The organism is Enterobacter chengduensis, assembly GCF_001984825.2.
In the GTDB taxonomy this organism is placed as follows: Bacteria; Pseudomonadota; Gammaproteobacteria; order Enterobacterales; family Enterobacteriaceae; genus Enterobacter; species Enterobacter chengduensis.
The window spans coordinates 63,527-89,159 of sequence record NZ_CP043318.1; the positions used below are offsets into that span (position 1 = coordinate 63,527).

29 protein-coding genes and 1 tRNA gene are annotated in these 25,633 nt (G+C 49.7%); 13 read left to right on the plus strand and 17 right to left on the minus strand.

Annotated elements, in window-relative coordinates; genetic code table 11:
- Nucleotides 1-101: 101 nt before the first annotated feature.
- Nucleotides 102-671, minus strand: coding sequence for a TetR/AcrR family transcriptional regulator (locus tag FY206_RS00285; RefSeq protein ID WP_032644373.1), 570 nt, complete (start codon nt 669-671; stop codon nt 102-104).
- Between the two features lie 186 nt (nt 672-857).
- On the opposite strand from FY206_RS00285, the gene FY206_RS00290 reads away from it, so the two are divergent.
- The 4 genes from FY206_RS00290 (at nt 858) to FY206_RS00305 (ending at nt 4,105) form a co-directional block, all read left to right on the plus strand.
- Nucleotides 858-1,277 carry a GNAT family N-acetyltransferase gene (locus FY206_RS00290; protein WP_032644374.1) on the plus strand — a complete coding sequence of 140 codons (420 nt, stop codon included), beginning with the start codon at nt 858-860 and terminating at the stop codon, nt 1,275-1,277.
- A gap of 147 nt (nt 1,278-1,424) precedes the next feature.
- Nucleotides 1,425-2,225 (plus strand): lipoprotein NlpA, encoded by an 801-nt coding sequence (gene nlpA / locus FY206_RS00295; RefSeq protein ID WP_032644375.1) that lies wholly within the window; start codon nt 1,425-1,427, stop codon nt 2,223-2,225.
- Between the two features lie 120 nt (nt 2,226-2,345).
- Nucleotides 2,346-3,125 (plus strand): MBL fold metallo-hydrolase, encoded by a 780-nt coding sequence (locus FY206_RS00300; protein ID WP_032644376.1) that lies wholly within the window; start codon nt 2,346-2,348, stop codon nt 3,123-3,125.
- Nucleotides 3,126-3,151: 26 nt separating this feature from the next.
- Nucleotides 3,152-4,105 carry a GlxA family transcriptional regulator gene (locus FY206_RS00305; RefSeq protein ID WP_032644377.1) on the plus strand — a complete coding sequence of 318 codons (954 nt, stop codon included), beginning with the start codon at nt 3,152-3,154 and terminating at the stop codon, nt 4,103-4,105.
- A 28-nt stretch (nt 4,106-4,133) separates the two neighbouring features.
- Here FY206_RS00305 and FY206_RS00310 read toward each other — a convergent pair whose 3' ends face one another.
- The 4 genes from FY206_RS00310 to FY206_RS00325 all read right to left on the minus strand — a co-directional run bounded on the left by FY206_RS00310 (nt 4,134) and on the right by FY206_RS00325 (nt 7,666).
- On the minus strand, nt 4,134-5,222 hold the full coding sequence (locus FY206_RS00310; protein WP_014881952.1) for an AAA family ATPase: 1,089 nt from the start codon (nt 5,220-5,222) through the stop codon (nt 4,134-4,136).
- A 146-nt stretch (nt 5,223-5,368) separates the two neighbouring features.
- Complete coding sequence (locus tag FY206_RS00315) at nt 5,369-6,328, minus strand: YbgA family protein (protein ID WP_032644378.1); 960 nt, start codon at nt 6,326-6,328, stop codon at nt 5,369-5,371.
- Between the two features lie 102 nt (nt 6,329-6,430).
- Nucleotides 6,431-6,841, minus strand: a complete 411-nt coding sequence (uraH, locus tag FY206_RS00320; protein WP_032644379.1) for a hydroxyisourate hydrolase — start codon at nt 6,839-6,841, stop codon at nt 6,431-6,433.
- A 99-nt stretch (nt 6,842-6,940) separates the two neighbouring features.
- On the minus strand, nt 6,941-7,666 hold the full coding sequence (locus FY206_RS00325) for a MerR family transcriptional regulator (RefSeq protein ID WP_032644380.1): 726 nt from the start codon (nt 7,664-7,666) through the stop codon (nt 6,941-6,943).
- Between the two features lie 117 nt (nt 7,667-7,783).
- Between FY206_RS00325 and FY206_RS00330 the strand changes: the two genes are divergently transcribed.
- The 3 genes from FY206_RS00330 (at nt 7,784) to FY206_RS00340 (ending at nt 9,939) form a co-directional block, all read left to right on the plus strand.
- Nucleotides 7,784-8,308 (plus strand): lipocalin family protein, encoded by a 525-nt coding sequence (locus FY206_RS00330; RefSeq protein WP_032644381.1) that lies wholly within the window; start codon nt 7,784-7,786, stop codon nt 8,306-8,308.
- Nucleotides 8,309-8,386: 78 nt separating this feature from the next.
- Complete coding sequence (locus FY206_RS00335) at nt 8,387-9,433, plus strand: class I SAM-dependent methyltransferase (RefSeq protein WP_032644382.1); 1,047 nt, start codon at nt 8,387-8,389, stop codon at nt 9,431-9,433.
- Nucleotides 9,434-9,498: 65 nt separating this feature from the next.
- Nucleotides 9,499-9,939 (plus strand): acetyltransferase, encoded by a 441-nt coding sequence (locus FY206_RS00340; RefSeq protein ID WP_032644383.1) that lies wholly within the window; start codon nt 9,499-9,501, stop codon nt 9,937-9,939.
- Here FY206_RS00340 and FY206_RS00345 read toward each other — a convergent pair.
- Together FY206_RS00345 and FY206_RS00350 are read right to left on the minus strand one after the other, a co-directional pair.
- Entirely contained in the window at nt 9,936-10,964 is a 1,029-nt protein-coding gene (locus FY206_RS00345) for a virulence RhuM family protein (protein ID WP_032644384.1), read from the minus strand. The genes FY206_RS00340 and FY206_RS00345 overlap by 4 nt on opposite strands.
- Nucleotides 10,965-11,013: 49 nt before the next feature.
- The gene (locus FY206_RS00350; protein WP_032644385.1) at nt 11,014-11,355 is read right to left on the minus strand and encodes a SymE family type I addiction module toxin; all 342 of its coding nucleotides are present in this window, start codon (nt 11,353-11,355) and stop codon (nt 11,014-11,016) included.
- A 127-nt stretch (nt 11,356-11,482) separates the two neighbouring features.
- Between FY206_RS00350 and FY206_RS00355 the strand changes: the two genes are divergently transcribed.
- The gene (locus FY206_RS00355) at nt 11,483-11,674 is read left to right on the plus strand and encodes a toxin-antitoxin system HicB family antitoxin (RefSeq protein ID WP_032644386.1); all 192 of its coding nucleotides are present in this window, start codon (nt 11,483-11,485) and stop codon (nt 11,672-11,674) included.
- 5 nt (nt 11,675-11,679) lie between these two features.
- Here the strand turns inward: FY206_RS00355 and FY206_RS00360 are convergent, their stop codons facing one another.
- Nucleotides 11,680-12,306 (minus strand): DUF6680 family protein, encoded by a 627-nt coding sequence (locus FY206_RS00360; RefSeq protein WP_050488840.1) that lies wholly within the window; start codon nt 12,304-12,306, stop codon nt 11,680-11,682.
- A gap of 541 nt (nt 12,307-12,847) precedes the next feature.
- Between FY206_RS00360 and FY206_RS00365 the strand changes: the two genes are divergently transcribed.
- Nucleotides 12,848-13,717 (plus strand): bacteriophage abortive infection AbiH family protein, encoded by an 870-nt coding sequence (locus FY206_RS00365; protein ID WP_077064267.1) that lies wholly within the window; start codon nt 12,848-12,850, stop codon nt 13,715-13,717.
- A 73-nt stretch (nt 13,718-13,790) separates the two neighbouring features.
- On the opposite strand, the gene FY206_RS00370 is transcribed toward FY206_RS00365, so the two are convergent.
- The 5 genes from FY206_RS00370 to FY206_RS00390 are packed head-to-tail and all read right to left on the minus strand — an operon-like array spanning nt 13,791 to nt 17,488.
- Entirely contained in the window at nt 13,791-16,124 is a 2,334-nt protein-coding gene (locus FY206_RS00370; RefSeq protein WP_077064266.1) for a primase-helicase zinc-binding domain-containing protein, read from the minus strand.
- 14 nt (nt 16,125-16,138) lie between these two features.
- The gene (locus FY206_RS00375; protein WP_063200568.1) at nt 16,139-16,462 is read right to left on the minus strand and encodes a DUF5375 family protein; all 324 of its coding nucleotides are present in this window, start codon (nt 16,460-16,462) and stop codon (nt 16,139-16,141) included.
- On the minus strand, nt 16,459-16,683 hold the full coding sequence (locus FY206_RS00380; RefSeq protein WP_063200565.1) for a hypothetical protein: 225 nt from the start codon (nt 16,681-16,683) through the stop codon (nt 16,459-16,461). Before FY206_RS00380 ends, FY206_RS00375 begins: the two co-directional genes overlap by 4 nt.
- Nucleotides 16,683-17,231: a host cell division inhibitor Icd-like protein gene (locus FY206_RS00385; RefSeq protein ID WP_077064265.1), complete on the minus strand. Its 549-nt coding sequence runs from the start codon at nt 17,229-17,231 to the stop codon at nt 16,683-16,685. Before FY206_RS00385 ends, FY206_RS00380 begins: the two co-directional genes overlap by 1 nt.
- Nucleotides 17,228-17,488 (minus strand): helix-turn-helix transcriptional regulator, encoded by a 261-nt coding sequence (locus FY206_RS00390; protein WP_001084853.1) that lies wholly within the window; start codon nt 17,486-17,488, stop codon nt 17,228-17,230. The genes FY206_RS00385 and FY206_RS00390 overlap by 4 nt, the downstream gene beginning before the upstream one ends.
- 1,043 nt (nt 17,489-18,531) lie before the next feature.
- On the opposite strand from FY206_RS00390, the gene FY206_RS00400 reads away from it, so the two are divergent.
- Genes FY206_RS00400 through FY206_RS00415 form a run of 4 tightly spaced genes read left to right on the plus strand, consistent with a single transcriptional unit; the run spans nt 18,532 to nt 20,803 of the window.
- Entirely contained in the window at nt 18,532-19,146 is a 615-nt protein-coding gene (locus FY206_RS00400) for a phage polarity suppression protein (protein WP_243144148.1), read from the plus strand.
- Nucleotides 19,143-19,697 (plus strand): phage polarity suppression protein, encoded by a 555-nt coding sequence (locus FY206_RS00405; protein WP_077064263.1) that lies wholly within the window; start codon nt 19,143-19,145, stop codon nt 19,695-19,697. Before FY206_RS00400 ends, FY206_RS00405 begins: the two co-directional genes overlap by 4 nt.
- A gap of 1 nt (nt 19,698) precedes the next feature.
- Nucleotides 19,699-19,971, plus strand: a complete 273-nt coding sequence (locus tag FY206_RS00410; protein ID WP_077064262.1) for an ogr/Delta-like zinc finger family protein — start codon at nt 19,699-19,701, stop codon at nt 19,969-19,971.
- A 19-nt stretch (nt 19,972-19,990) separates the two neighbouring features.
- Nucleotides 19,991-20,803: a hypothetical protein gene (locus FY206_RS00415; RefSeq protein WP_077064273.1), complete on the plus strand. Its 813-nt coding sequence runs from the start codon at nt 19,991-19,993 to the stop codon at nt 20,801-20,803.
- A gap of 827 nt (nt 20,804-21,630) precedes the next feature.
- On the opposite strand, the gene FY206_RS00420 is transcribed toward FY206_RS00415, so the two are convergent.
- From FY206_RS00420 to FY206_RS00435, 4 genes are all read right to left on the minus strand, one after another.
- Nucleotides 21,631-22,053, minus strand: a complete 423-nt coding sequence (locus FY206_RS00420) for a hypothetical protein (protein ID WP_063200550.1) — start codon at nt 22,051-22,053, stop codon at nt 21,631-21,633.
- Complete coding sequence (locus tag FY206_RS00425; protein ID WP_063200547.1) at nt 22,050-23,909, minus strand: DEAD/DEAH box helicase; 1,860 nt, start codon at nt 23,907-23,909, stop codon at nt 22,050-22,052. The genes FY206_RS00420 and FY206_RS00425 overlap by 4 nt, the downstream gene beginning before the upstream one ends.
- Before the next feature lie 30 nt (nt 23,910-23,939).
- The gene (locus FY206_RS00430) at nt 23,940-25,112 is read right to left on the minus strand and encodes a tyrosine-type recombinase/integrase (RefSeq protein WP_063200601.1); all 1,173 of its coding nucleotides are present in this window, start codon (nt 25,110-25,112) and stop codon (nt 23,940-23,942) included.
- 161 nt (nt 25,113-25,273) lie between these two features.
- A tRNA-Sec gene (locus tag FY206_RS00435) sits at nt 25,274-25,368 on the minus strand.
- Nucleotides 25,369-25,633 lie beyond the last annotated feature (265 nt).

The window sequence follows — 25,633 nt, forward strand, 5'->3', positions numbered from 1 at the left end:
GGGAGGAGGGCTATTTAAAGGCACAGCGATACCGCATCTCTGGCAGAGCCAGAAATGTAAAAAAGGGGAATTACTTATTCCCGCTAATTATTCATATGCGATTACTTCGCAGAGAAAAGCATATTTAAAATATCCTGATAAAGGGGTTCTAATTGTTCTGACGGGACTTTTAACGGCGTGAGTCGTCGATAAATCGTCCCCTCAATCATCACGGCGGTAATCTCCACGCAGCAGCGAATATGCTCGTCGCTCAGGTGGGGAAACTGCTTTTTCAGGTGCTCGCAGGCGTTGGCGAACATGCGCGATTCGGCTTCGATCAGCATCGTCGCCACCTGCGGATTACGCGTGGCCTCCGCGGACATTTCCAGCATCAGTGCATCGTCATCTTCGTTGAGGGTCTGTCGCCAGGCGAGCGCCTGCGGCATACCTTCCACCAGGGTTTTACCCTGCATCTCCTCGATGCGCGAGTCGATGATGCGGCGGATCATCTCTTCGATAATCGCGTCTTTGTTGCTGAAATAACGGTAAATTTGCCCGACGCTAAGCTTCGCCTCGCTGGCTATCTGCGACATGCTGGCGGCGTGAAATCCGCTGGCGCGAAAGCAACGACGCGCGGCGGTGATGATTTCGTCCTGACGTTGTTTTTGTCGTTCTTCCAGCTTTGTGCTCATCGTCGGCTATCGTGTAAAAGTGAGAATGATCGTTCTCAGTATACGTTTTGGGTGCGTATTGGAAAGGCCTTTTTTATTTAGATATTGAGGGAATGTTTCCGTATTTAAAAAATGGAGGGAATGAGGAGTTTTTGTGGAGGTTAAGCTGTGAGATATTCAGATTGCATAGAAAATATGGAGAGAAAAATGCACCTGAGCATAACAAATAATGTAACGCCCGCTGAAAAAGAAGAGTTATTTGTGGGGTTAAGAGCCTATAACGGGCAATTTTTGGATATGACGACCTTTAGCGGCGACATTGGCGTTTACGTACGAGACGATAAAGGCGTCATGCTCGGCGGGCTAATTGGGGTGCGTAAAGGCGACTGGCTGAATATCGACTATCTCTGGGTCAGCGAGACCGTGCGCGGATCCGGCGTGGGCAGCCAGCTCATCAAAACGGCCGAAGAGGAAGCCAGGCGCAAAGGCTGCAAGCACGCGCTGGTCGATACCGCCAGCTTCCAGGCGCGCCCGTTCTATGAAAAACAGGGGTACCGGCTGCAAATGTCTTTGCAGGATTATCCTTATCCGGGCATGCAGCGGCATTATCTCGCGAAAGCCCTTTAAGCTCTGAATCCGTAGGCCGGGTAAGCGCACCGCTACCCGGCAATACCCGCATATAACTTATCCTTCTTATTGATTCTTTTTCGGTTTTTATTTCACCGCCTCGTTGTCGATATAGTCACTACAACATTTAGCAAAAGGAACTGTCTTGTGAAACGTCGATTGGGTGCTCTGGTACTTGCTGGCCTGCTGCTGGCAGGGTGCGATCAAAGTGGCAGCGATGCCAAACACATTAAAGTGGGCGTCATCAACGGCGCCGAGCAGGACGTGGCGGAAGTCGCCAAAAAGGTGGCGAAAGAGAAATATGGCCTGGACGTGGAGCTGGTGGGCTTCAGCGGCTCGCTGTTGCCTAACGATGCCACCAACCAGGGCGAGCTGGATGCTAACGTCTTTCAGCATCGCCCGTTCCTCGCTGAGGATAACAAGGCGCATGGCTACAGGCTGGTCGCCGTGGCGAACACCTTCGTGTTCCCGATGGCCGGTTATTCACGCAAAATCAAATCCGTCTCGGATCTGAAGGACGGCGCGACCATTGCCATTCCAAACGACCCGACCAACCTTGGCCGCGCGCTGTTGCTGCTGCAAAAAGAGAAGCTCATCACCCTGAAGCCGGACACCGGCCTGCTGCCGACGGCGCTGGATATTACCGCCAACCCTAAAAAGCTGAACATCATGGAGCTGGAAGGGGCGCAGCTGCCGCGCGTGCTGGACGACCCGAAAGTGGATGTTGCCATTATCAGCACCACCTATATCCAGCAAACCGGACTGTCGCCGGTGCATGACAGCGTCTTCATTGAAGATAAAAATTCGCCGTACGTGAACATCGTGGTGACGCGCGAAGACAACAAAGACGCGGAAAACGTGAAGGAATTTATCCAGTCGTATCAGTCACCGGAAGTGGCGAAAGCGGCGGAGACGATCTTTAACGGCGGAGCGGTTCCGGGCTGGTAAATTCTGCCTGAAAACGCCGGTTTTAAATTGGCCCGATTCCATCGGTAATCGCCCTTTAACCCACAGCGTGACCTGCGACGTCGGGCTATCCTCCTTATCACACCAACCGGAGGATAGCCCATGAACATTACCCACATTCGCAACGCCACCCAGCTGATTACCTACGCCGGCAAACGTCTTTTAATCGACCCAATGCTGGCGCCAAAGGGCGCTTATCCGGGCTTCCCCGGTACGGCGCATGCCGAACGCCGCAACCCGACGGTCGAACTCCCCGTTGACGTCAACACGCTGCTGGACGCCGACGCGGTGATTGTCACCCACACCCATGACGATCACTGGGATCGCGCAGCGGTAGAGCTGATCGCCAAAGACAAACCGATCTACGTGCAAAACGATCGTGACGCCGCGCTGCTGCGCAGCCAGGGGTTTAGCAACCTGACGGTCATGACCGACGCGACCTTCTTCGGCGATATTCAGATTACGAAAACCCACGGCGGCCAGCACGGTACCGATCGCGCTTACGCCGTGCCCGAACTGGCGGAGCGGCTGGGCGAGGCCTGCGGCGTGGTGCTGCGTCATACCGATGAGAAGACGCTCTATCTTGCAGGAGATACGATCTGGCGCGATGAGGTGGCGGCCGATATGCAAAAACATCAGCCGGATGTTGTGGTGCTGAACGCGGGCTATGCCCACGTCATTGGTTTTGGGCCCATCATTATGGGCCAGGAGGATGTGCTCAACGTCCATTTCCTGCTGCCGCAGGCCAACATTGTGGCGAGCCATATGGAGGCGATTAACCACTGCCTGCTGACCCGTAGCGCGCTGCGTGAGTACGTTGAAGCCAATCAGGTGAGTGACGCGGTGAGCATTCCCCAGGATGGCGAAACCGTTATATTCTGAGTGCGTTAAAGGGAAAGGAGAGACAGATGTCGCTAATCAACGTCGCGATTGTCGCGGTAGACGGGTTCAGCCCGTTCCACTACTCCGTTCCCTGCATTCTGTTTGGCGATTCCGTCTCCGGCGAAAAGCGCTTTAACGTAACGATCTGCGCCGAAAAGCCAGGCTTGTTGACCTCAAAAGACGGGTTCGCGCTCATCGCCACGCAGGATTATTCTGCCCTCGGGCAGGCCGATATCGTTGTCGTGCCTTACTGGCAGCACGTCCTGGAACGGCCGCCTCAGGCGCTGCTCGACGGCCTGGTGCAGGCAAGAGACAGCGGCGCGGAGATCGTCGGGCTATGCCTGGGGTCGTTTGTGCTGGCCTATGCGGGGATCCTCGACGGCAAACGAGCAGCCACCCACTGGGAATTCGAACATCAGTTCCAGTCGCTCTTCCCAAACGTTCGGCTGGATATCAACGCTCTCTACGTGGATGACGGCAATATCATCACCTCTGCCGGTACCGCCGCCGCGCTGGACTGCTGCCTGTACATCATTCGCCAGCGCTTTGGCAGCGTAGTCGCCAACCAGATTGCCCGGCGGATGATTGTGCCGCCGCACCGCGAGGGCGGTCAGGCGCAGTTCATTGCTCAGCCGGTACCGAAAGATACCCGGGACGGACGCATTAACTGCCTGATCGACTACCTGCAGCAGCACATTACCGAACCGCATAGCCTGGACTCGCTGGCGGAAGTCGTTTCGATGAGCCGCCGCACGCTGACCCGTCATTTTGTTAAAGCCACGGGGATGAGCGTTGCCGACTGGCTTACCGCTGAACGCCTGCGGCGCAGCCAGATCCTGCTTGAAGCCGGAAATATGCCCATCGAGAGCGTGGCGGAGCTGGTGGGATATCATTCCGCCGTGACCTGGAGGCAGCAGTTTAAGGCGCGTTTTGGGGTAAGTCCTGCGGAGTGGCGAAAGACGTTTCGGGCTCGATTGTAGGCCGGGAAAGCGTAGCGCCACCCGGCATTTACCCCAGCCTCTCCACCTTCGTCTCCCCCTCCGCCATCGACAGCTGGTACAGCGAAAACGATCGCTGCTTCTCAATCAACTTCGCCAGCTCCGGCGAGTGGCTGGTGAGCCAGATCTGCGAGTAGCGGCTGGCCTCGGCGATTAAGCTCGCCAGCGCGGGCAGCATCTGCGGGTGCAGGCTGTTTTCCGGTTCGTTCAACGCGATAAACGCCGGTGGGCGCGGGCTGAGCAAGGCCACCGCCAGGCACAGAAAGCGCAGGGTGCCGTCGGAGAACTCCGCCGGTTCCAGCGGCCTGCTCAGCCCCTCGCGCTGCATCATCATGCGAAAACGCCCGCCGGTGTTGTCGCTGTAAAACACGCAGCCGGGGAAGGCCTGGTCAAGGATGCGCATCAGCAGCAGCTCGTCGCCAATCTCAACGATGGTCTGAAACGCCGCCGCCAGGTTGGCACCGTCGCTGGCCAGCACCGGGGAACGGAACCCGACCTGCGGGGCACGCATCGCCGAGCCGGATGAGACGGAAAACTCATGATAAAAGCGCCAGTTACGCAGGGACTCGCGCATCTGCGACACTTCCGGGTAAAGATGCGGTTCGCCGAGCTGTCCGAATACCGATTCGTTCTCGTACAGCGTGCCGCTGTGGGTCACCTTCTCGTGATGCACGTTATTCAGAAACACGGCCTGATTCTTACGCTTCATCAGCTGTGACGACGGGCGTCGATGCTGGCCGCTCAGCCAGATGGACTCCTCTTTGATCACCGGGTCGAGCTGAAACTGCGAGGGATAGGGCAGCCTCTCTACAAACCCGACCTGCAGCTCGTATTCATAGGTCTCTGTTTCCACCGCCAGATTCATCCGCCGCAGCTGGTCGCTGCGGGTTTTGCCCGCCCAGAACACCTTCAGGATGCCGCCCTCGTTCGCCAGCGCCTGGGAGAACTGCCCCTGGGCGGCGCTGTGCATCAGGTGTATCGCCTTGTAAATATTGGATTTCCCGGTGCCGTTTGGGCCGAAGACGATGTTGAGCTGCTCCAGCTCCAGCGACATCTCGCGGATGGATCGGTAGTTTTGAATGTGCAGGGTGTTGATCACGGGCAGGCCCCTTTTTGCAGAATAAGCCTGTATATAATCACAGTCTTTGAGGTTAAATGCAAAAAAGAGACGACAGTGAGGATGTCGTCTAAACGGGGTACTGCTTTGGGCCTCTAAGGGTCAATGGGGCCTTCGCATTTTTATCATCACTTGACTGCCAGACGCAGACCCAAATCATCAGGATAGGGATCAAAGTAGTTTTGCGTCATCAGATACCGGTCGGGGTATTCGGCCAGGTAGTGCTTCAGCAGCGTGATCGGGGCAAGGATAGGCAACTGTCCGTTGCGATAGTGCAGGATCACGTCGCGCAGCTCGCCGCGCTGGCGGGTGTTCAGCTGGTTACGGAAGTATCCTTGAATATGCATCAGCACGTTGGTGTGGTTCTTCCGCGAAGCCGGTTTTTTCAGAATGGTCATCAGCTTTTCCCGGTACGCCACGAAGAAGGCGTCCAGATCTTCCCACTCGTGCAGCGTGGCAACGAACGGGCCGATTTCGCGGTAGCCCGCCTGATGGTGCGCCAGCAGCTGAAGCTTGTAGCGGCTGTGAAAGTCCAGCAGCGCGCGGCGGGTCAGGCCGTTGGCGCGAATCGTGTTCAGCTCATGCAGCGCAAAAACGCGCTCGACGAAGTTTTCCCGCAGCACCGGGTCGTGCAGGCGTCCATCCTCCTCCACGGGTAGCCACGGCCAGGTTTCAAGAAGGGCGGCGGTGAACAGCCCGACCCCCTCCTTGCGGCCCCGGTTGCCGTTTTCATCATACAGCCGCACGCGTTCCATGCCGCAGCTTGGGGATTTTGCGCAGACGATAAAACCGGCGAGATCGCCGATTTTCGGCAAGAAGTCTGCGGTAAAGTCCGCCATCTTCTGCGTAACGTCCTCGTGAGGCGCGTGGCTGAACCGCATCTGGGTTTCACCGCGGTCCGTCACGATCAGACGCAGCGCCGGGCGAGGCGTCGGCAGACCTATCGCCATTTCCGGGCAGACGGGGCGGAAATTCACCCACTGGGCCAGCTCATCCATGACGAAGCCCATACGCTTGTGTCCGCCGTCAAAGCGTACGGCGGATCCGGTCAAACATCCGCTAATACCGAGCACAGGTTTCGTTGTCATGGTGTGGTCCTCCCGTTCATATAATTAAAACTTACACAACATGACTAATTTGTCCAAGTATTCGCAGAACTATTTTTTTTATTCCTTTAAAATCAATGCGGCTTAACTGCCCTTATAGGTTGAGTAACCGTACTGGCTCAGCAGAAGCGGGATGTGCAGCTTTTCGTTGGTGCGGGTAACGGTAAACAGCACCGGGATCTCCGGGAAGAAGGTCTCCAGCTTTTTGCCGTGGAAGTACTCTGCGGTTTTGAAGGTCACTTTATACACGCCGGGCTGCATGTCCTGGTCCTGCGGATAGAGCGATTTGATGCGTCCGTCGCGGTCGGTTTTGCCGCTGGCAACCGGGGTCCATTTATCCTGCTGTTGCTTCTCCAGCGTAACGGTCACGTCGGATGGCGGCATCCCGGTTTGCTGGTCGAGAATGTGGACGCTTAGCGTGCCGACAGGGGCGCTAAAGGCAGCAGGGGCAAAGGCCATCGAGGCCAGGAACAGCAGAGGGGCAGTTTTTTTCATGGTGTTTTCCTGTGGAGTTGTTCGTCACAGGAAAACGTTAGCATCTGCGGCGCGGGAAAATATTCAACTTTTCGTGAAGATTCCCACAGCAGAAAATGATCAGAGGATAATCACTTCAAGCGATACCTGCTGCTGCCACTGCTCAAGCTGTTTTTTCCGCCCGGCGGTGAGCTTGCCGCTGGTGACCAAAAGCCATTTACGCTCCGGGAAAATTTCCGGTGCCAGCGCGTCGGGGGGAACCGGCAGGATGTCGATTCGGTGGCCCTGCCCGGTGCGCGCTAAGGCTTCGAGCCAGATCTCGCACGGGTCGTTGAGGTGCCAGCCGCTGAGGAGAATGTTGTCGCCCGGCGCTTTTTTATCGCCCTCAAGGCAAAACGAGGTGTAGGCGATGATGATGCCGTCGAGGATCGCGCGCAGGGTCATGGCGGCGGCGACGTTAGCCGAGACCTGGCTGCGCAGCGGACGCAGCACGTTCGCGACCAGCTCCGGCCTTGGGTACTCGCGTCCGGCGTCGTAAATCATCTGGCGCAGGGACTCGACTTTGCCGTCCTGCAGGCGTTGCAGCATGTTCTGCTGCAGGGTTTGCCAGTTGTTGGTCCGCCCCGGCATAGGGCGTTCCAGCAGCGGTTTAACCTGGCCAATCGGGACGCCTTTTTTGACCCAGTCGAGGATTTTCAGCGCCTGCTGGACGTCCGCATCGCTGTACTGGCGGTGGCCGCCTTCCGTGCGCTGTGGCTTGAGTAAACCATAGCGACGCTGCCACGCCCGAAGGGTGGTGGCGGTAATGCCGCTGAGTCTGGCGAATTCGCCGATGGAGTAAGCCATGTCCGTGTCCAGAGTGGAGGAATACTCTCAATATACTACGAATTTTCCCGAACGGGATGAAGCGCCGAAACGGTGCACTACACTTAACATCCAACCGTGCAAATGAAAGGAATTCTCATGAAGCTATGGCCTGTTGTGACCGGTGTTGCCATTGCCCTGACGCTGGTCGCCTGTAAATCCCCTACGCCGCCGAAAGGCGTGCAGCCGATATCCGGTTTTGACGCCAGCCGCTATCTCGGCAAATGGTACGAAGTCGCGCGCCTGGAAAACCGCTTTGAACGCGGTCTGGAGCAGGTGACCGCCACCTACGGCAAGCGCAGCGACGGCGGGATCAGCGTGCTGAACCGGGGCTTCGATCCGGTGAAAAACAAGTGGAACGAGAGCGAGGGGAAAGCGTACTTCACCGGCGAGCCGACCACGGCCGCGCTGAAGGTCTCCTTCTTCGGCCCGTTCTACGGCGGGTATAACGTGATCAGGCTGGACGACAAGTACCAGTACGCGCTGGTCAGCGGCCCGAACCGCGATTACCTGTGGATTTTGTCACGCACGCCGACCATCCCGGACGCGGTGAAGCAGGATTACCTGAACACCGCCCGCAGCCTGGGCTTCCGGGTTGACCAGCTGGTGTGGGTGAAGCAGTAAAGATCGTGCTTTCTTCGTAGGGTATTACGGGCTCGCCTGGATAGACTTCCGTTAAAAGCCCTACGGAGGGAAGACGACATGAACTGGCAGCCATTTCGCGGCAATACACCGGAAAATATGACGATTTTCAGCGCGTCCTTTCCCGACGTCAGCGACCAGTGGCCGATGAAAGACGATGCTGCCCGTGAAATCGCTGCGATCGATCGGGCGCTGAAAGCCGAGCCCGGACTCCGCCCTCCGCTGGTTGAGTACGAAGAAGGGGGGCAGGCCGTGCTCGTCCCGCAGAACCGCTATTCCGAACAGGCCTTTCGCAACCGTCCGGCGCTTGCCGCATGGCGCACCCGGCTGGTGCCCTCCGCGCTGGCGCTGTTTGTGGTGCAAAACCCGCTGGAGGATCGCCTGCCGGACGGCACAAAGATGGACAGCGACAGCCGCCAGTGGTTTATCCACGCGAACGATGCCATCGGCGTGCGTTCCCGCGCCCGGGTACTGGCCGCGCTGGTGGAGAAGTACATTCACAACGAAAGCGAGAACAACTGGGTCAGCCTCGCGAGCGGCGCCGCCATCCCGGTGCTGGAGGCGCTGCGCGAAGCAAAGCTCGATGGCCAGCAGGTCTATCTGACGCTGGTGGATAAAGACCCCGTGGCGCTCAGCTGGGCCGAAACCATGGCGGCGCAGGAAGGCATTGTGGTGGGCGAACAGCTGACGTTGCTCCGGCGCAACCTGGTGCACACGCTGGTGCGTAACGAGGACCTGCTGCTGGAGCTGGGCGAGCATCAGGCCGAGCTGGTCGACGCGCTGGGGATTTTCGAATACTTCAACGATGCCGATGCGGTGATTTTTCTCCAGCGCGCGCTGCGGCTGGTCAAGCCCGGCGGGGCGGTGATTGTCTCCAACATGCTGACCAGCAGCCCGCAGATTGACTTTGTGCTGCGCGGTATCGGCTGGGAGGATATCCACCCGAGGACGCTACAGCAGCTGCAGGATATTCATTTGGCGGCAGGCGTGCCGGTGGAAAACGTCACCGTGGTCGTGCCGAAGGACGGGGTGTATGCGGTGATGGAGATCAGGGTAGGGTATGAAAAACCGCACGGTCAGTTCCCTCTCCCTGAGGGAGAGGGCTAGGGTGAGGGGGAACAGAGCGCAAGGAGTGACTTGAATTAACGTCCTAAACCGCACATGATCCCCCCATGAAAATAGAAACCGCACTCCCCACACACTTCGAACGTCTGGTTGCGATCTGGGAATCCTCCGTCCGTGCCACCCATCACTTTTTACAGGAAAGCGATATCGCGGCGCTGCGCCCGCTATTGCTCAATGCCTATCTGCCTAATCTCAAGATCGTGATTGCTCGCGATGATGCAGGCATTATTCACGGCTTTTTAGGTGTGGATGAAAACCGCATTGAAATGCTGTTTGTTGACGATGCGAGCCGGGGTAAGGGCGTCGGGAAATTGCTGCTGCAACACGCCATCGCAGCGTTCGGCGCGAACGAAGTGGACGTGAATGAGCAGAATCCGCAGGGCGTCGCGTTTTATCGCCATATGGGGTTTGAGCAGGTCGGGCGCTCGGAAGTGGACGGGCAGGGGAATCCGTTTCCGTTATTGCATATGCGGTTGAATCGGGATTAGCGCTTAGCCTGCTTATCCCATTTTAATAAGCCGATGATATCTTTCTCACCTTCGGCTTCTTTTATCAGGCGCTGCTTCTTTTCATACTCAATGTATTCTGAGCACGCCTTTTCATCAGCCGCTTTCTTGCTGATTTTTCCTGCGCCTTCTAAAACGTCCCGGTCGTTAAATTGCAGGAACTGATCGAGCTTGGTTTGCCAGTCTCGTAAAAATACCTGCTTGCGGCGTTTGGCCTGATCTTCGGCAAAGTCGAGCCACATATTAACGACGCGATTAAGCTCGCTGACCTCATCCTGAGACAGATAATTTTTTGCAGTGGTGACATCGCTTTTACGGACTTCTTCGCCTTTATAGCTGGTCAGCCCCATATGCGGTTGCGTGGCGTCCGCACGCTGGTGAATCAACTCAGCAGCGGTAAGACCCGTGCAGGCAAAATGCAGTTTATTCTGGATGGTCTGGAAGAATTGCGTGGTTTCTTTGAGTGATGGCTGATAATCAGCGGCTAATGCAAAAATCTCCCTTACGCGGAGATAGACCCGGCGTTCGCTGGCCCGTATATCGCGAATGCGTTCCAGCATTTCATCGAAATAGTCAGGTACGGCAGACGATCCGACAGGCGGGTTTTTAAGTCGCTCGTCGTCCATAACGAAGCCTTTAACCAGGTATTCTTGCAGCGTTTGGGTGGCCCACTGACGGAACTGTGTACCTCGCGTGGAGCGGACTCGATAGCCGATGGCGAGAATGACGGGCAGGCTAAAATATTGAACGTTATATACTTTACCATCGCTGGCAGTTGTTCGGTAAAACCGAACAACTGAATTTTCAACCAGCTCACCCTCATCAAAAATATTCTTGATATGCCCGCTGATCGTTGCTTTGGCTTTGCCATATAACTCACAGATTGTTGCCTGTGACAGCCACAACGTATCGCTTTCGAAGCGGCATTCAATGCGAACTTTTCCATCCTTGCTGGCAAACATGACAAACTCACCGGCTGGTGAATTAATTAATTCTTCATATGTCATGCTGCCTCCGCGTCATAAGGTTGATGTCGTAGTATGCCAGAAACAGCCGCTAAGCCAGGTGATTTGTATTTGATTTTACGAGGCGCTTTCCAGGATGCTGAATTTGAATCGCTGCGAGTGCATTCTCTATCTCAACGAGCTTTGCTTTCGTCCGTTTATAATCGTCCTGCAACCGCTGCTCTTGCTCGTTATACGCCACCAGAACGATGCAACCCTTCATCACCTTGACCGTGACCTGCTGTCCGGTATCAAAGCCCGCGGCGCGCAGCCACTTGCCGGACAGAATGATATTGGGCGTGGATTTGTCGAAAACATTCGGGCGGTATCCCACAATTAACGAACGCTCGGTTCCGGATTGGTCAGTGTCTGGGGTAGAATGCGAATCAGCCATAATCAACTCCTTGATAGTTGGTGAGGTTAGACGCTCCGGTTGTGTTCCCGCACATCGGGGCGTTGCTAGTACAGGAGGTTTAGGTGGCCTCCTATATGTGTATGAGATTAAATGGATAGGTGGCCTCATGTCAATCATTTCGCGCGAAAAAAAACCAAAAGGCGGTGGGCAGTCTCCGCAGTTTAAGATGCGTATTGATCCGGCATTGAAAGAACAGCTGGATGCTGTGGCGGCAGAAGAAGGGGTGAGTCTCGCCAGCTGGTTGAAAGAGCTGGCGAGGGAGGCTTTGCGAGCTAAGGGTATCTCACCGAAAGCATGAACATATCAGCGTGTTTCTGTATTGAAATCAGTTGTAGTTTCAGGAACGACCTCATCATTCTGGTTAGCTTTATTTAGGGGGGCATTAGTTATAAACATCGGTAAGGCTGTATCGCCAGAGAAAACTTTTTCTAGCCCTTTTAAGATATTTGCTTGTGTTGTTTCTAAATCGCCATGAGCAATTGGCCTATAACAGTCTCTTTGTAATTGTACTTTATCAAAATCGTAATTCATCGCTTGAGAAAGAGCGTACAGTAAATCAGTAAAGAGATCATCGGATTTGGATACCCAAATGTTAATATCTGGATAGTCATGTATTTTGTTTAGATGGCTGTTATAACTTTTCCAGGCATGAGTTACAGTTTGTTCTTTCTTGGTTTGATATCTAATTTTTATTATTGGGATTTTTCTTCCATAGAATTCCAAATCGATCATATTTAATGCTTGCACATGTTCTCTATGTAATCTTTGAGCTCTGGTAGACATTAGAGTTCTAAAAATTGATAAGCGGCTTTGTTTTCTTTCTCTGAATTGCTCTAATGTTTTTTGTATTTGAACAGCAAGAACAGGGCCGACTATAACTGCTGCTGTCATAATTATATCTTTTGTTTCCATGCCAAATAATATGTTCATATAACACTTCCTAAGAGATAGTTATAAATATATTATATGCTTTAAGAAAGAATAATTGGGAAATTTAATTATATGAATTTTTGGCGGAGATCACAGGAGTAAGAAGGTTAAGGTAACATTATGTTTTTAAATGATTTATCTTTTTTGGAAAATAATTCTATACACATAGCTATACACATTGGCGAAAGCGTTCAAATTTCGCTCATCTCATCGTACATTGAAAACAGTTTTTCTTGAGAAAACCACTCACACTGTTCACCACCTGATTTTCTCATTAATTATCAGTAATATATATAAGAACACCAAATGAATAGTGAACGGTAAACTGTACACTATCTCACGGAAATTCAAAAACCATCATTTAGCAGAGCATTTTGTCAACTAACTGCGTGACTTGACTGATAAAATTGACTAAGTTCACACTTCTGATCGAGACTAGTTCTGGCAGGGCATCTTCATAAAAAATTTAGGGAATTCATCCTCATTTTACTGTATCACTACATACAGATTGGCAGTTTTAGAATCTCATTGCGGGACAAAAATGCGACTTTATATTATTGGAAATGGTTTTGATATAAGACACAACCTGCCTACTGGATATAAACATTTTAAAATTTATGTTCAAAAAAATGATAGGGACCTATTTAATGCAATTGAAAGTTATCTACCAGTAGGCGATCTATGGAATGAACTTGAAAGCGCATTAGGCGATATTGATTATGAACAAGTACTTGATGAAAATTCGATGTTTTTAGTTTCACCCGGCTCAGATGAATGGACAGATGCAAGTAATCATGATTTTCAGTATGAGGTTGAACAAACCACAGAGTTACTGTCCGAGCGACTTAAAGAAAAATTCGCAGACTGGATTAAAAGTATTGATTTAACTCCAGCACTAAAACCAAGCGAATTTATACCACCAATTCCTACAGAAAGTTTATATTTTACATTTAATTACACAAATACATTGCAACAAATATATCATATTAAAGACATTAACATTAAACATATTCATGGTAATTGCCTACATGATGATTTTCTAGAACTCGGTCATGCCTTTACCCCCGCCGGACCAATTAACAAGGGTGCAGGCCCTGACCAAGACATTAGGATAGCGGAAGCATATAGCTATATTGATAGATATTTCGGTGCTACATTCAAACCAGTAAACGAAATAATCTCCGATGAAAGTGATTATTTCTTATCACTAAGAAATGTCAATGAGGTGCATGTCTATGGGCATTCACTTTCTGAAGTTGATGGTGAATACTTTAAGAAAATATCACAAAGCATTTTACCTGATGCAAAATGGCTAGTTGCTCTATATAGTAACGAAAAGAAATGCGGTAATTTAGAAAACTACGGAATTGATGCTAGGAACATAAAGTCAATTCTTTATGAAAATATTTAAAGTAATATATAGTCAGTAACTAAACAAGGCCCGAAACTCGGGCCTTGTATCTACTTGAGTTATTCCCACCTAGCTAACTTGTTGTCTTACCATCACATTTAGGTAACCAGTCTGCATTACTTTCCTCTTTGAGAGTAAGGTTTGTCTGCATTCCTTGATTGGTCCGCCGCTTCTCGTAATGAAGCCCATACTCTTTCAGCATCAACGGCAACCCCTTGCCAAACATGGTCAGACTCAGCGTGTTTTTATAGCCATTGGCTTCCATGTATACGAGATAGGCATGGTAAAGGTACGTACGTTGCTGGCGTGGGACAATATTGGCGTTCCCCATAAACATGCCGTTGGTGTCAGGTAATGCCTCAAGATAGCCACAAAAATCAAATGCTGGATCAGCATCACGCTTGATGGTGAGAGCCTCATCAGAATTCTGCTGCGACTGAAGCAATGTTCTGGCGCTCATCGGATCGCTGAAACGCTGCATGAGCTGGCGAACAATCACAGCAAGTTCTCGTGCAATTTTATCTTTTAGCTGCGGATCGCGTTCTTCCGGTGCTATCTGCTCAGGAAAATGAAGAATAACTCTCCGGCGGGACACACCACCACTGCGATCAGTGAAGCGCATAGGATTATTATTTACGGCCAGGATAACCGCCGGAATATGTGTTGAATAAGCATTCTGATATTTGGGGTCCACAGATACTGCATCGCCACCGGTTATAGCCTTAAGCCCGGCGCCATCGCCGCTCCACTTCTCCTGATCAGGCAGGCGAATAAGAGAAAAACCGATCAGAGCCGCACGTTCTCGCGGGGACTCCAGAGTTTCAATTGTCGCTGAGGTGGCGTTATCCTCTCCTGCAAGCATGGTTGCAATTTCAGCCAGGATACTTTTACCACTTCCGCCAGGGCCAGTCACTTCAAGAAAGAGCTGCCAGTCATAGCGGTTCGCCAGCACCATAAATAGCGCTGCGAGAATAATGTCGCGTTTTGCTGGGTTGTGCCCGGCGGCCCTGTCCAGCCAGCGCCAGAATGCCGGGGCATGAGTTTCAAGCGTTTCCCCATTTACCGGTGGCGTGAAATCGACTTCACACAGGGTACGCAGCCAGTTCTCTTTACAGTGCGGACTAAACAGCCCTGTTCGCGTATCGAGGACGCCATTACGAAAACCGATCAGATGACGTGCCGGATTTTGCTGCTGCGGAACAATTAACTTTAATGTTTCCACCAGTGAGGCAATCTTTCCTGAGGAAAACGGTGCACCGAGGCGCTGGAAAAGGACTGCGATATCTCGGGCAAAATCAGACTGAGAAATCACTTTCCACGCTCCAGACTCATAGCGGGATAAAAGCTGCCCGTTCGGATCAACCGCCAGTGCATCCCTGTAATGCTCCCGAACCCTCTGAGCTTTTTCGCTGACACTCATCGCTGTGAATTCTGCTTCACTCATCGTGTCGAAAGGACTGGCATTATGTGGCTTCAAAGCCTCAAGAATTGCCTTCCGGGTGGATTCCTCTCCGTAATGGACAAGCGCATCATTCCAGTCACCAAAAACCGGTGGCAGCACAATGTCACACTGACACGCTTTTGCAGCAGTTTCAGCCCTGTTCTGGCCTGAACCATTCAGATCGCGGTCCGCTGCAATAATTAGCTGATACCCCGGATACTTATTATGGGCAACGCTGGTCAGAGAAAGAAAGTTGACCGCCGAAAATGCCACCATGACGGCTTCTCCTGTCAGATGATGAATGGTAAGCGCCGTGGCGTAGCCTTCCGCAATCCACATCCTTCTTACTGAACTTCCGCCCCCTTCTATCAGATGATAGGCCTCCTTAACCTGACCTCCTTTAAGAAAACACTTGCTACCATTGCCACTGATAAGCTGAATATTCACCAGCTCCCCGTCAGCGTTATAGAGCGGGACGATCAAATCACCGGGGCGGAACATCACCCCACCGGTTTTATGGCCTGAAGTCAGCTCATGGCAAATATGCTCCGGGAAACCTTTATGTGTAAGATAAGTGTTTCCGGCAGATTCACGCGAGGCTTGCAGCAGTCGCGCGGCAAGTGCTGCCGCTGCATCTTTCCCACTATCGGTATCGGCGGTTAACGTCCTGACTTCGGAAGTAGCTATAGACAGACTATGTGTCAGTCCATGTATCCTGTCAGCTGCTTCACTGATATCCACATTCAGTGCCTTGGTGACAAGCGCTAAACCATCCCCGGCTCCACACTGATTGCAGAACCATGTTCCGCGTCCTTCCTGATCGTCGAAGCGAAAACGATCTTTACCGCCACAGACCGGACAAGGCTGATGGCGATTTTTCAATATATTCACACCCAGCGCTGGCAGAAGCTGAGCCCAGTGACCGCGGGCAGCCTTCACGGCCTGACTGACTTTCATTCCTGACATGATGCAGTTCTCCCTCAGTGTAAAACCGGCTTTTTGATGTGACGGACGCATAACTCATCCATTACGGCTATTCCGAGTTGGGAGAGTGCGGGACAGGACATTAGAGGGCCGGATTCCATCAGGTCTGAAAGCAGGGCGCAGGCGATTTCCATGCCTTTTGTTTGCCCGTGTTGTCGCAGATAAAATCCTTCAAGCTCATGGGCAATAGCGGTTTCAATTTCCTCCAGAGTGAGCTGCAGGTGGTGGTTTTGCTGATGGCAGACACTCAGCCAGGCGCAGGCAACCGCACGGCGATATAAAGCCACCCGAAGTGAAAGGGAAAGAGTGCGTGATTTCATTGCACCACCTCCATGTTCATCAGGTCATCCTGGCAACGCTGTACCACGCCATCAAGCTGCTCTGTCATCAGATAAATCAGGGAAACCAGTTGCTCACATTGAGCACCGGCAGGTTTTTCGTAGCAATCCTGAAGAACAGCCATTCCGGTGACAAACTCACCCACGTTACGAAGATGCTTCAGGCGGACAATATCGTCATAAGAGATTTCGGCGTGATTCATCACATCACCTCCCGGACAGGCAGGCGAGCAGCAAGGCAAAGCACATATTCATGGACCAGTGAAAGACGCGCATGATACTCATCGCTGGCGACAATACGCAGCATACTGATACGTGGTTTACGTTCTGCACGACGAACGGCGGCAAAAACAAAGATAAATTGAGGATGTGATGGGGCGAGGATCGTAGCCATAAGGGCAATCTCCAATAAGTAGCGGTTATTGCCACCACCAGAGCTGCAAATCTCATGGGTGATGGCCCGGACGGGGTTTGCAGTACCGGCCTTATTGGAAACCGGCCAGCCCGAAGGCTGCCCCGCCCGGACCACCATTATCTGACAGGAGCCACGGTGTAAGCACCGCAGCCCGAAAAATAGGTGTGCCTGAGCAACGACATAAAAAAACACGCTCGACGCGTGCTGTGTCGCCAATAAGTTACACGGGCTGCAAATCCCGGCTGCCGATTTTGCGGCAGCGGAAAAACTATACCTGGAAAAGATATCAGGACGCAAGCCAGAAAAAAGGAGATGAGACTGCAAAGCCAGTTTCACGCATGGCCTCCTTGCTCGCGGGCAGCAATTCGCGCCGCCATCCATGCACTGACCTCCGACTGTACCCAGGCCACATTTTTTCCACCTAGGGATATCTGCTGCGGGAAGGCATCGCGGCTGATAAGGTCGTAGATGGTTGAACGGGATAGCCCGCAAAGGTGCATCACTTCAGGTAATCGTATGAAGCGCTCCTGCTGAGCCGGAACCGGGAGCACCGGAGCAGCTGGTGCCGGGGTGGAAACGGAAATACTATTCATCTGGCTACCTCTCTAATATGTTTACAACAGTCCGGGCAATTCCATCCGGATTCAGGTAGCTCCTTATTATGTTTATATAAGCGGCTCGCGCATGCTTTATTTATTTGGAGTGAAGTATTGATTTCTCAAAAAATAAAACAGCTAAAAACCGTATGAAACGGACAAAAACAAAACATTCTTTTATGGAATATAATAAGGAGCATCAAAAATAAAAAAGTCTATTACACCAGGCAGGATCACAACTCAATTATGAACCAGACCATATCATTCCGGGCGTTACATCATAAGTACGAAGACAATACCTGATGAATAAAAGAGCCAAAAACGACCAAAAAATAAACAGCTCATCATATGTATCAATCAAGCCAATGACTAAAGAAATTAAATTACCCTCTTCCTTCCGCATGTATCCGGATGTGTTTAATGAGCATCAGATAGATTCATTTTTATGAATATTTTCCTGAAATGCAACAGAGTGTAGAGAGGTTAAATGTTGAATTTTCAAATAGACATAAAACAAATTTTATCCTGTATATTGAATAGTGTTGAATACTTGTGAATAGTGGTGAGGAGAAAAAATCCAGTAATAAACTGAAATAAATATCGCGATTTATATGAAAAACAAATATAAGTTTAAATTTATCTCTGTGAACAGTCATGAACAGTAGATGACCACCTTGATTAAAACACTACACCACTTAACGACATGTATTTACTATATTTTTATTGAAGTGAACAGTAGTGAATAGTATGTATTAAAGGAAGCGTGTAGATCAGACATGACACCTTTCTCTGGCTAGCCAGAACAAGATCATTGTTCAGTCACTGACACAATCCTCCTCGGTAGTGCGCTTGTATGGGCCCCGGCACAATTGACACAACAACAAAACACTACCGGAGCAGCCATGACAACTGTTAACCAGATCTCTGATGCAAACACTACCCCCTCCCTGCCGCCGAAAATTCGCGAAGCGGTGGAAAAAGTTAAGGCAGCAAAAGCTGTCTAGCAGGAAGAACGGCGAAAACAAACCGAAGCCGCTGCAATGACTGAAACTATCCGTAAACGTCAGGAAGATACAAAAACGGAGACGCAGGCGCTTAATGATGAATGGCGAAACCTGTTTCGTGAGAATCAGGGGAATATGACGCCACGAATGAAAAAACTGCGGGCAGAAATCACACTGGGACGCGAAACGCTGGATGAGTTCGAAGAATTGATTGCAGCTCACGCCGCAGAAAATGAATTCCTGCCCTGGAAAACTGCGGATGCTGCAAACCGTTACATCAGCGAACATAACCGGCTGATTGAAACTCATGCAGTGTGGCTCTGGAATGAGTTTATGAAGGAACACGGCCAGAAACTTATTCAGATCCTTGGGTTGCTGAAAATGACTCTGGGGCGAAGCGCTTCTTCCGTTATCGGCGTAGTTCATACCGTAAACGACCCCGAAAGTGTGCTGAAGCAATTTATCAGCGAGCAACTCACCGCTCCGGCACTGTCCTATAACGTATCTTCAACGGATGATATGGCCCTACCGGGGATTAGCATTTATGCGGACGATAAAGCCCTCCAGGATGCCAGACAATCACCCAGCCCTGCAGCGCGTTCCCGGATGCTTAAACAGCGTGACATGGTTAAAGGGGGTGAGAAGGGATGAATACCGGAACCATTACTCAGGAAGCTCTCAACGACTACCGAGCGGCGATAAAAAGCTGGCTGACACTACGTAATGTGCAAAGTACCAGCCAGCTTCGTCTGGCGGCTCTGCTGGATACTGAAGAAAAACCTGCAGCACATGCCAGCAAGCTTGAGAATCTTCGTGAGCGTCTTGCACTCCTCGAATGGCAGATTAACTGCGCCGCCCGGGACGGTCTTTATGCTCACCAGATCGTGCTGGAAAGCTGTGTTACAAGCGCAACTGAAAACTTCATGAGCGAGCATGGTGATGCACTCACTGACGCTCTGGCTCCTTTTCTTTGCGCACCATACGGGCTTGAGGCGGCAATGAAAATATTACGCACAGCTGTAGTCCGACAAACCGAAGTCCGTACTCCTGTAATTCCAGCAGCATATAAGAGCATTATCGACGAAACAGGATTAAAGGTGGATGCATCAATGCGAGCTGATGCTTCAGCCACTTTCACTCCGGCAAAACATAAAGTTTTCCTGGCCCGCCTCAACAGGCTTAATGAAAAAGGAGAGTATTGATATGGCCCTGAAGTGTCCTGAATGTGGCACGGTCGCACACGCCAGAACCAGCGCCTATGAAGCTCCATCGGTTAAACGCTCATGGTATCAGTGCCAGAATCTTGAATGCTCCTGCACATTTACTGCCCTGGAAAGTGTGGACACGATAATTATGAAGCCCCATAAACCAGTGGCGCTTGAGCCTGAATCACAGAGCGATTCTCTTGTTCGTCAGCCGCATACACTGGGCCGCTACGGTTCAGCCTGTACCCTTAAAGACCGTCATGCAAAATAAAATGAGGAGGAACAACGATATGGCAGAACAACAATTGACTGAAAACCAGATTCAGGCCGCAACCGGACACGTAGTAACACTCCTCGCGAGGGCAAAAAAACCGCTTCAGGATGCGGATTGGCTCATGAATTTGCCTGCAAATGAAATAGCCCGGGAGACGGAAAAACTGACAAAAAGCCTTTCCTCCGACTGGCAGTCACGAATAATCGACCTTTACCAAAAAATGCAGGCCTGGGCGGAGGCCAGACAGGCCGAAGAAGCAGCCATTGAGAACCTCAGGGCTCTGCGCCAGCATCAGACCGAAACTGAGCAGGCCAGCAAAGACAATAGGGCGCAGTTCAGGGAATTGCTTAACCAGAGCGGCGGCATCGTAACACCGGAGATGAAAGCTCTTCGGGCTGAGTATCTGGAACAACAGGAAACAGCCACAGAACTGGCCGGGCTGATTACTGAAAAAGAAGAGCTACTGCCGGTACTGGCTGACGCGACCGCACGTAAGGCAAACGCCTATGTGAACTGCCATCATGGCATCACTGAGGAGCGTATCGATGAGCTTTTACGAGACTTTTTTATTTTCCACGGTGCCGAATTGAGCAGCCTGCTCAGGATGAAGTACAGACAATTTGAGCGGAATAGCTCAGCGCATATACCGGGCATTATTGAAGGGACAAATGATGCAGATACGTTATATCGTGAATTTATCCTGAATCTAATGCTGAAGTGGACGAATGAAATATTGCCGTTGAGATTCCGGGACGACGTGATGAGTCTGACCGGTTCAGCACCGGTATCAGGATCACATGACGCCAGAAAAAAAAGAAAGCTGTTCTGACCTGAACAGAAAAGCTCACTTAAGCCCGGCCAGTGCCGGGTTTTTTGATGTCTGTAGCCTGAGTGCATGTCTATACTGCATGAAATCGCATGACTTTATGCACTTGCATTTTTACTTCCCAGGCCAGATACGGCGCGGTTGAGAGCCTATCATGCACCTGCATGAAAACCACTCCATAAAGCGGGCAGGCGTGGCGGGGCTACGAGTGCGCGCTGTGGGGTCAAATGATGCCGAACGTACAAATCTCAAGAAGCAGGCTGGGTCAAGACAGGGGGAAATCACGCCTCATAGGTACGCTGTTGAAACGTAAGGCATGAGGGAGAAGAATAGCAGGTCAGAGTAGAACAACGCGGTAGAAAGCATTACATGCTTGATGCTGTTTAGTGGGTGAAAAATTTTGAAAAATTCATCGCTGAAGAGCGTAATTTACCTCTGTCAACGCACTGAACATGACGTGGGTAGTCGGTCAAAATACCACTTAAATCCATCATTTTCCCCGTTAAAGCATGCATCCTAAGGGTGCATCGTTTTGCACGCACTTTCCCGTTCCTGTACTACCTACCAGCACCAGTTCCAGCGAGTTTTGAGTCCACCTTTGCACAAGAGTTAAAAGAGCCTCCTTAAGCGGGCAGGCGTGGCGGGGAGAGTATTGTGCGCCGCGGTGGTGTTTATTATTGTTTGAGTGCGTTGTAACGGCGCGGGCGCGGTTGATATTGGTTTATTAGTGGTTGGTTGTAATCGTACGCGCGTGGTTCGTCTGAGGTGCGATTGTGGCGGGGTATGAAAAAGCCGCCTGCTGGCGGCTTTGATATGAAGGAACAGGACTATCAGGCAACTTTTAAAACTGGATAAAAAATAGTTTTAAAATCATCAGGAATCGCCTCTCTAAGTTGGCTGATAATCGAACTGTTCTTAGGCAACTGCGATGCCAAGTTACTGAGTAGTGCATCAAGCTTTTCACTGCGATCCCATTGGATTTTATAGCTTGAGGAATCAATTTTTTGAGCAATCGATAGTAATTGCTGTCTATCGTTATAGATATATTTCATTTTAATTAAATTGACACCATCATCATGAATGTCTGAATATGTTAAAATGAAATGAACTAGATCACCTTTCTTATAAGTTTCGATGTGTTGATATTCACGCTCAAAAATAGATGTAACTAACTCATGAGGCTGCACCCCTTTTACCATGCAAAAAGAAATTATTTTATTAATCTCTTTCATGATTTGAGTATAGCTTGTCATTTAATCATCCTCTCAACTTCTGCGAGAACCTTATCTAAATCATTAATCGACTGGAGAAGGGCTTTGTTATCTCGCTTATCAACTGGGCCATAAGCTTTGGCTAGCTTTATAAAAACATATCGCACTAATATAGCATCATTAGCCTCATTTGTCTTTAAATATGGTATGTAACGGCTAAAAATCGGATAAAGCTCTGAGCTTTTCTCACCAATACCATTATCAATCAGTAGATTAGATACCGCATCTTGAGTGCGTGTTTTCAGAATATCTCTCATTAATTTTCTTGCTTGATGAGGTCTTTTCTCAATTAACTCAGGATCAATGTACTCAGCAGCTTTCTGAACTTCTTTTTCAGCCAATTTCTGGCGTAACTCTTCTAATGTATCCTCTGGAAGGTCTAGGCCAGCCAGTCTGATTTTTTCTATTTGCTGATTTACCGAATCGCTTATCTCATGGCGTTTTTGTTCGAATAACGCATTGAAGTCAATGTCATTTAAGTAAGAATCTTTATCGCTGACATAAGCACTTTCACTTTCGACTCCTGCTAATTCGTTGCCTCTTTCGACATAGTCTCTGTCAGTAAAGGTATACTCGCGTACAGTCGCTCTACGTGCTTTTTCTACCTCATTTTGGAAATTCTCCCACATTACATTTAGGCCTATTTCCTCATGAAATATCACTATGCCATTATTATCAATTTCGAAATGTGTGATTTCAGATTCAGGAATAACTCGTAAAATACGACCAACTACTTGAGCAAAAGCATTAAGGCTTCTATATGGCCTGAATATCGCTAGAACAGTTAAGTATTTATGGTCGTAGCCTTCCATTAACATATTTACGGAAATGACAACATCACACTGATGATGTTCAACTTTCATTAATGCATCAGCTAATTCACTTTGTTCCATTTCACTATGTACTATTACAGAAGTCATACCTCTGTCTTTATACCAAATAAGTAAATCTTCAGCATGAGCGATACTACAACCCACAGCTAAAATTTTGTGAGGAACGCTTGGCGAGGCCTCTTTAAGTTCTCTGAGTTTGCTAATACTGTGGTCTATAACATCTAAAGAGCACTCTTTAGATAATGCGATACTTTTTTCAATCCATTCTTTATCTTTGAGCATTAATATTTGCTCTTTAGATAATTTTACACCGGGTTGTTCTGGTGTTGAGAAAAATAACTCATGCGCATTCACTGTTTCTTTTCTTAACCATTTTACATATTTATCTCTCATGACCTCAGATAAAGGTGTTTCGTGGATTCTTACTCCCGGAATTTCTTGATTATCTCCCCGATAGGGAGTTCCTGTTACATGAAGTATTTTCGCATTAGAGAAATAACGGAGCGTATCACGCCAGCTCTGAGCAGGTGCATGATGAGCCTCATCAATGATAATTAAATCAAAGAAATCAGAAGGAACTCTATTGATTAATGCATTATCACGAGTAGATGCAACCTTTTGTATATTAGAGTAAACAATATGACTCCCTAAAAGATGCTCGTCGGATAACTCGGCAGAATATTCATTAACAATAGGTATGTCTTTACTGTTAAATACAATGTCGTAGTTTACCCAAAAATTATCAGCGAGAACTTCTTGGGTTTTTCTTATACTATCTTTTGTGATGAGTCCGGGGGTGATGATTAAAACTTTTTTTTGTGCCACGCCAAACGGAGCTATTGAGATAAGACCACTCTTTCCTGTACCTGTAGGCAATACGACTAGAGCCTCTTTATTCTCTTCATCACTGAAGAAATCTTTTATTTTTATATAGGCTTCGATCTGCGGAGCTCTAAGTTTGGTATTACCTTCGATATTTACTGCTGTGTCAAAAAAATAAGACATTTCAGTCGCCCTTAATTAGTTAGCTAATAATTACTTTTGGGGGTATAGTTTGTCGGCATAAAATTGAAGCATGCGGGCCCTGCCGTCAAGATACTGAGCATGGTTATAGATACCACGAATGCTATTCTTATCCACATGGGCAAGCTGCGTTTCGATCCATGCACTATCGAAGCCCTCTTCATGCAGTATCGTTGACATTGTGTGTCTGAAACCATGTCCAGTGGCTCTCCCTTTATAGCCCAACAGCTCAATCACTTGGTTGACGCTTTCCTTACTTATAGGCTTTTTACGGTTATTACGTCCAATAAAAATGTAGGGATAGTGACCAGTGATGGGTTTTAGCTGTTGAAACAAATCTATTACCTGTACTGAAAGCGGTACTAAATGAGGTCGGCGCATCTTCATTCGTTCTGCTGGTATCTCCCATACCCTCTTATCAAAATCTATTTCACACCATGTAGCAAAACGCATTTCTTGTGTCCTAACACCGGTAAGCATGACAATTTTTGTCGCGTTTTTAGTAATGATGCTTCCAGTGTACGCCTCTAAATCCTGAACAAAATGAGGCAGTTCTTCTGCAGATAGGAACGGGTGGTGTTTTTGCTTGGGAACGGCCAATGCGATAGCCAAATCAGGTGCAGGATTGTATTCAGCACGCCCTGTTATGATGGCATAGCGAAACACCTCTCCACACCTCTGTCGCACCTTTCTAGTTTTCTCTAAGGCCCCACGTTTTTCAATGCGTCGCAGCACTTCAAGCAACTCTAGTGGCTTAATCTCACCAATAGGTCGTTTACCAATGAAAGGGAAAACATCCTGCTCAAATGTTTTGATGATTTCCTCACGATAAGCAACTGTCCAACGATCGGCTTTAGTTGAGTGCCACTCACGGCTTACTGATTCGAAAGAGTTTTCTGTTGATAGCTTTTGAGCGAGTTTAAATGCCTTGCGTTCCTCTACTGGGTCAATGCCATTAGCAACTTGCTTACGGGCGGTGTCACGCTTCTCACGTGCTTCTGCAAGGCTCACCAAATCGTAGCTACCAAATGACATTAACCGCGCTTTCCCGGCAAAGCGGAAACGAAAACGCCAGCCCTTCGATCCATCAGGATTGATAAGCAATGACAGGCCTTGCCCGTCGTTCAATGTGTATGGCTTGTCTTGGGGCTTTGCTCGTTTGATTTGTATATCTGTAAGTGCCATGTGTATAAGCCAAAATGTGTATAAAAAATCTATACACATCACTATACATATTTTTCATGGATTCAGGGAGATCTTGTCGGATTACTACGGATGATTAACCCAAGATTATTATTGAAAATAAAGGGTTTTTAATACTTTCTCGGATAGGTGAGGAAGAGCTTTGGCGGAAGATCACAGGAGTCGAACCTGCCCGGGAACGCTGGCGTCCCCAACTGGATTTGAAGTCCAGCCACCTCACCGGAGATGACGATCTTCCGCGCCTCGATTGCTACATGGAGGCGGGGCGCATTATAGCTACTTTCAGGCATTTACCACATACCCCGACACACTTTTTTCACCCCTCTTTTGACCTGTACCCCCCTGTTTCAGTTAATTCTTAAGAAAATCCTCAGGTTAGCATTTCGTGCTCATCAACTTTTATCCCGATCACAAAAAACAAGAAACGTAATGTTCTAACCAGAAAACGCAATACCCGCTCATGAAACAATGGTTTAAAACCAATGCAACCGGTCTCAGCGCCC

What these genes read in the sequence shown, in the direction of transcription:
- FY206_RS00285 (WP_032644373.1), bottom strand. Translation starts at nt 671, where the DNA reads ATGAGCACAAAGCTGGAAGAACGACAAAAACAACGTCAGGACGAAATC.
- FY206_RS00290 (WP_032644374.1), top strand. Translation starts at nt 858, where the DNA reads ATGCACCTGAGCATAACAAATAATGTAACGCCCGCTGAAAAAGAAGAG.
- FY206_RS00300 (WP_032644376.1), top strand. Translation starts at nt 2,346, where the DNA reads ATGAACATTACCCACATTCGCAACGCCACCCAGCTGATTACCTACGCC.
- FY206_RS00305 (WP_032644377.1), top strand. Translation starts at nt 3,152, where the DNA reads ATGTCGCTAATCAACGTCGCGATTGTCGCGGTAGACGGGTTCAGCCCG.
- FY206_RS00315 (WP_032644378.1), bottom strand. Translation starts at nt 6,328, where the DNA reads ATGACAACGAAACCTGTGCTCGGTATTAGCGGATGTTTGACCGGATCC.
- uraH (WP_032644379.1), bottom strand. Translation starts at nt 6,841, where the DNA reads ATGAAAAAAACTGCCCCTCTGCTGTTCCTGGCCTCGATGGCCTTTGCC.
- FY206_RS00325 (WP_032644380.1), bottom strand. Translation starts at nt 7,666, where the DNA reads ATGGCTTACTCCATCGGCGAATTCGCCAGACTCAGCGGCATTACCGCC.
- FY206_RS00330 (WP_032644381.1), top strand. Translation starts at nt 7,784, where the DNA reads ATGAAGCTATGGCCTGTTGTGACCGGTGTTGCCATTGCCCTGACGCTG.
- FY206_RS00335 (WP_032644382.1), top strand. Translation starts at nt 8,387, where the DNA reads ATGAACTGGCAGCCATTTCGCGGCAATACACCGGAAAATATGACGATT.
- FY206_RS00340 (WP_032644383.1), top strand. Translation starts at nt 9,499, where the DNA reads ATGAAAATAGAAACCGCACTCCCCACACACTTCGAACGTCTGGTTGCG.
- FY206_RS00345 (WP_032644384.1), bottom strand. Translation starts at nt 10,964, where the DNA reads ATGACATATGAAGAATTAATTAATTCACCAGCCGGTGAGTTTGTCATG.
- FY206_RS00350 (WP_032644385.1), bottom strand. Translation starts at nt 11,355, where the DNA reads ATGGCTGATTCGCATTCTACCCCAGACACTGACCAATCCGGAACCGAG.
- FY206_RS00355 (WP_032644386.1), top strand. Translation starts at nt 11,483, where the DNA reads ATGTCAATCATTTCGCGCGAAAAAAAACCAAAAGGCGGTGGGCAGTCT.
- FY206_RS00360 (WP_050488840.1), bottom strand. Translation starts at nt 12,306, where the DNA reads ATGAACATATTATTTGGCATGGAAACAAAAGATATAATTATGACAGCA.
- FY206_RS00365 (WP_077064267.1), top strand. Translation starts at nt 12,848, where the DNA reads ATGCGACTTTATATTATTGGAAATGGTTTTGATATAAGACACAACCTG.
- FY206_RS00370 (WP_077064266.1), bottom strand. Translation starts at nt 16,124, where the DNA reads ATGTCAGGAATGAAAGTCAGTCAGGCCGTGAAGGCTGCCCGCGGTCAC.
- FY206_RS00375 (WP_063200568.1), bottom strand. Translation starts at nt 16,462, where the DNA reads ATGAAATCACGCACTCTTTCCCTTTCACTTCGGGTGGCTTTATATCGC.
- FY206_RS00380 (WP_063200565.1), bottom strand. Translation starts at nt 16,683, where the DNA reads ATGAATCACGCCGAAATCTCTTATGACGATATTGTCCGCCTGAAGCAT.
- FY206_RS00390 (WP_001084853.1), bottom strand. Translation starts at nt 17,488, where the DNA reads ATGAATAGTATTTCCGTTTCCACCCCGGCACCAGCTGCTCCGGTGCTC.
- FY206_RS00400 (WP_243144148.1), top strand. Translation starts at nt 18,532, where the DNA reads ATGACTGAAACTATCCGTAAACGTCAGGAAGATACAAAAACGGAGACG.
- FY206_RS00405 (WP_077064263.1), top strand. Translation starts at nt 19,143, where the DNA reads ATGAATACCGGAACCATTACTCAGGAAGCTCTCAACGACTACCGAGCG.
- FY206_RS00410 (WP_077064262.1), top strand. Translation starts at nt 19,699, where the DNA reads ATGGCCCTGAAGTGTCCTGAATGTGGCACGGTCGCACACGCCAGAACC.
- FY206_RS00415 (WP_077064273.1), top strand. Translation starts at nt 19,991, where the DNA reads ATGGCAGAACAACAATTGACTGAAAACCAGATTCAGGCCGCAACCGGA.
- FY206_RS00420 (WP_063200550.1), bottom strand. Translation starts at nt 22,053, where the DNA reads ATGACAAGCTATACTCAAATCATGAAAGAGATTAATAAAATAATTTCT.
- FY206_RS00425 (WP_063200547.1), bottom strand. Translation starts at nt 23,909, where the DNA reads ATGTCTTATTTTTTTGACACAGCAGTAAATATCGAAGGTAATACCAAA.
- FY206_RS00430 (WP_063200601.1), bottom strand. Translation starts at nt 25,112, where the DNA reads ATGGCACTTACAGATATACAAATCAAACGAGCAAAGCCCCAAGACAAG.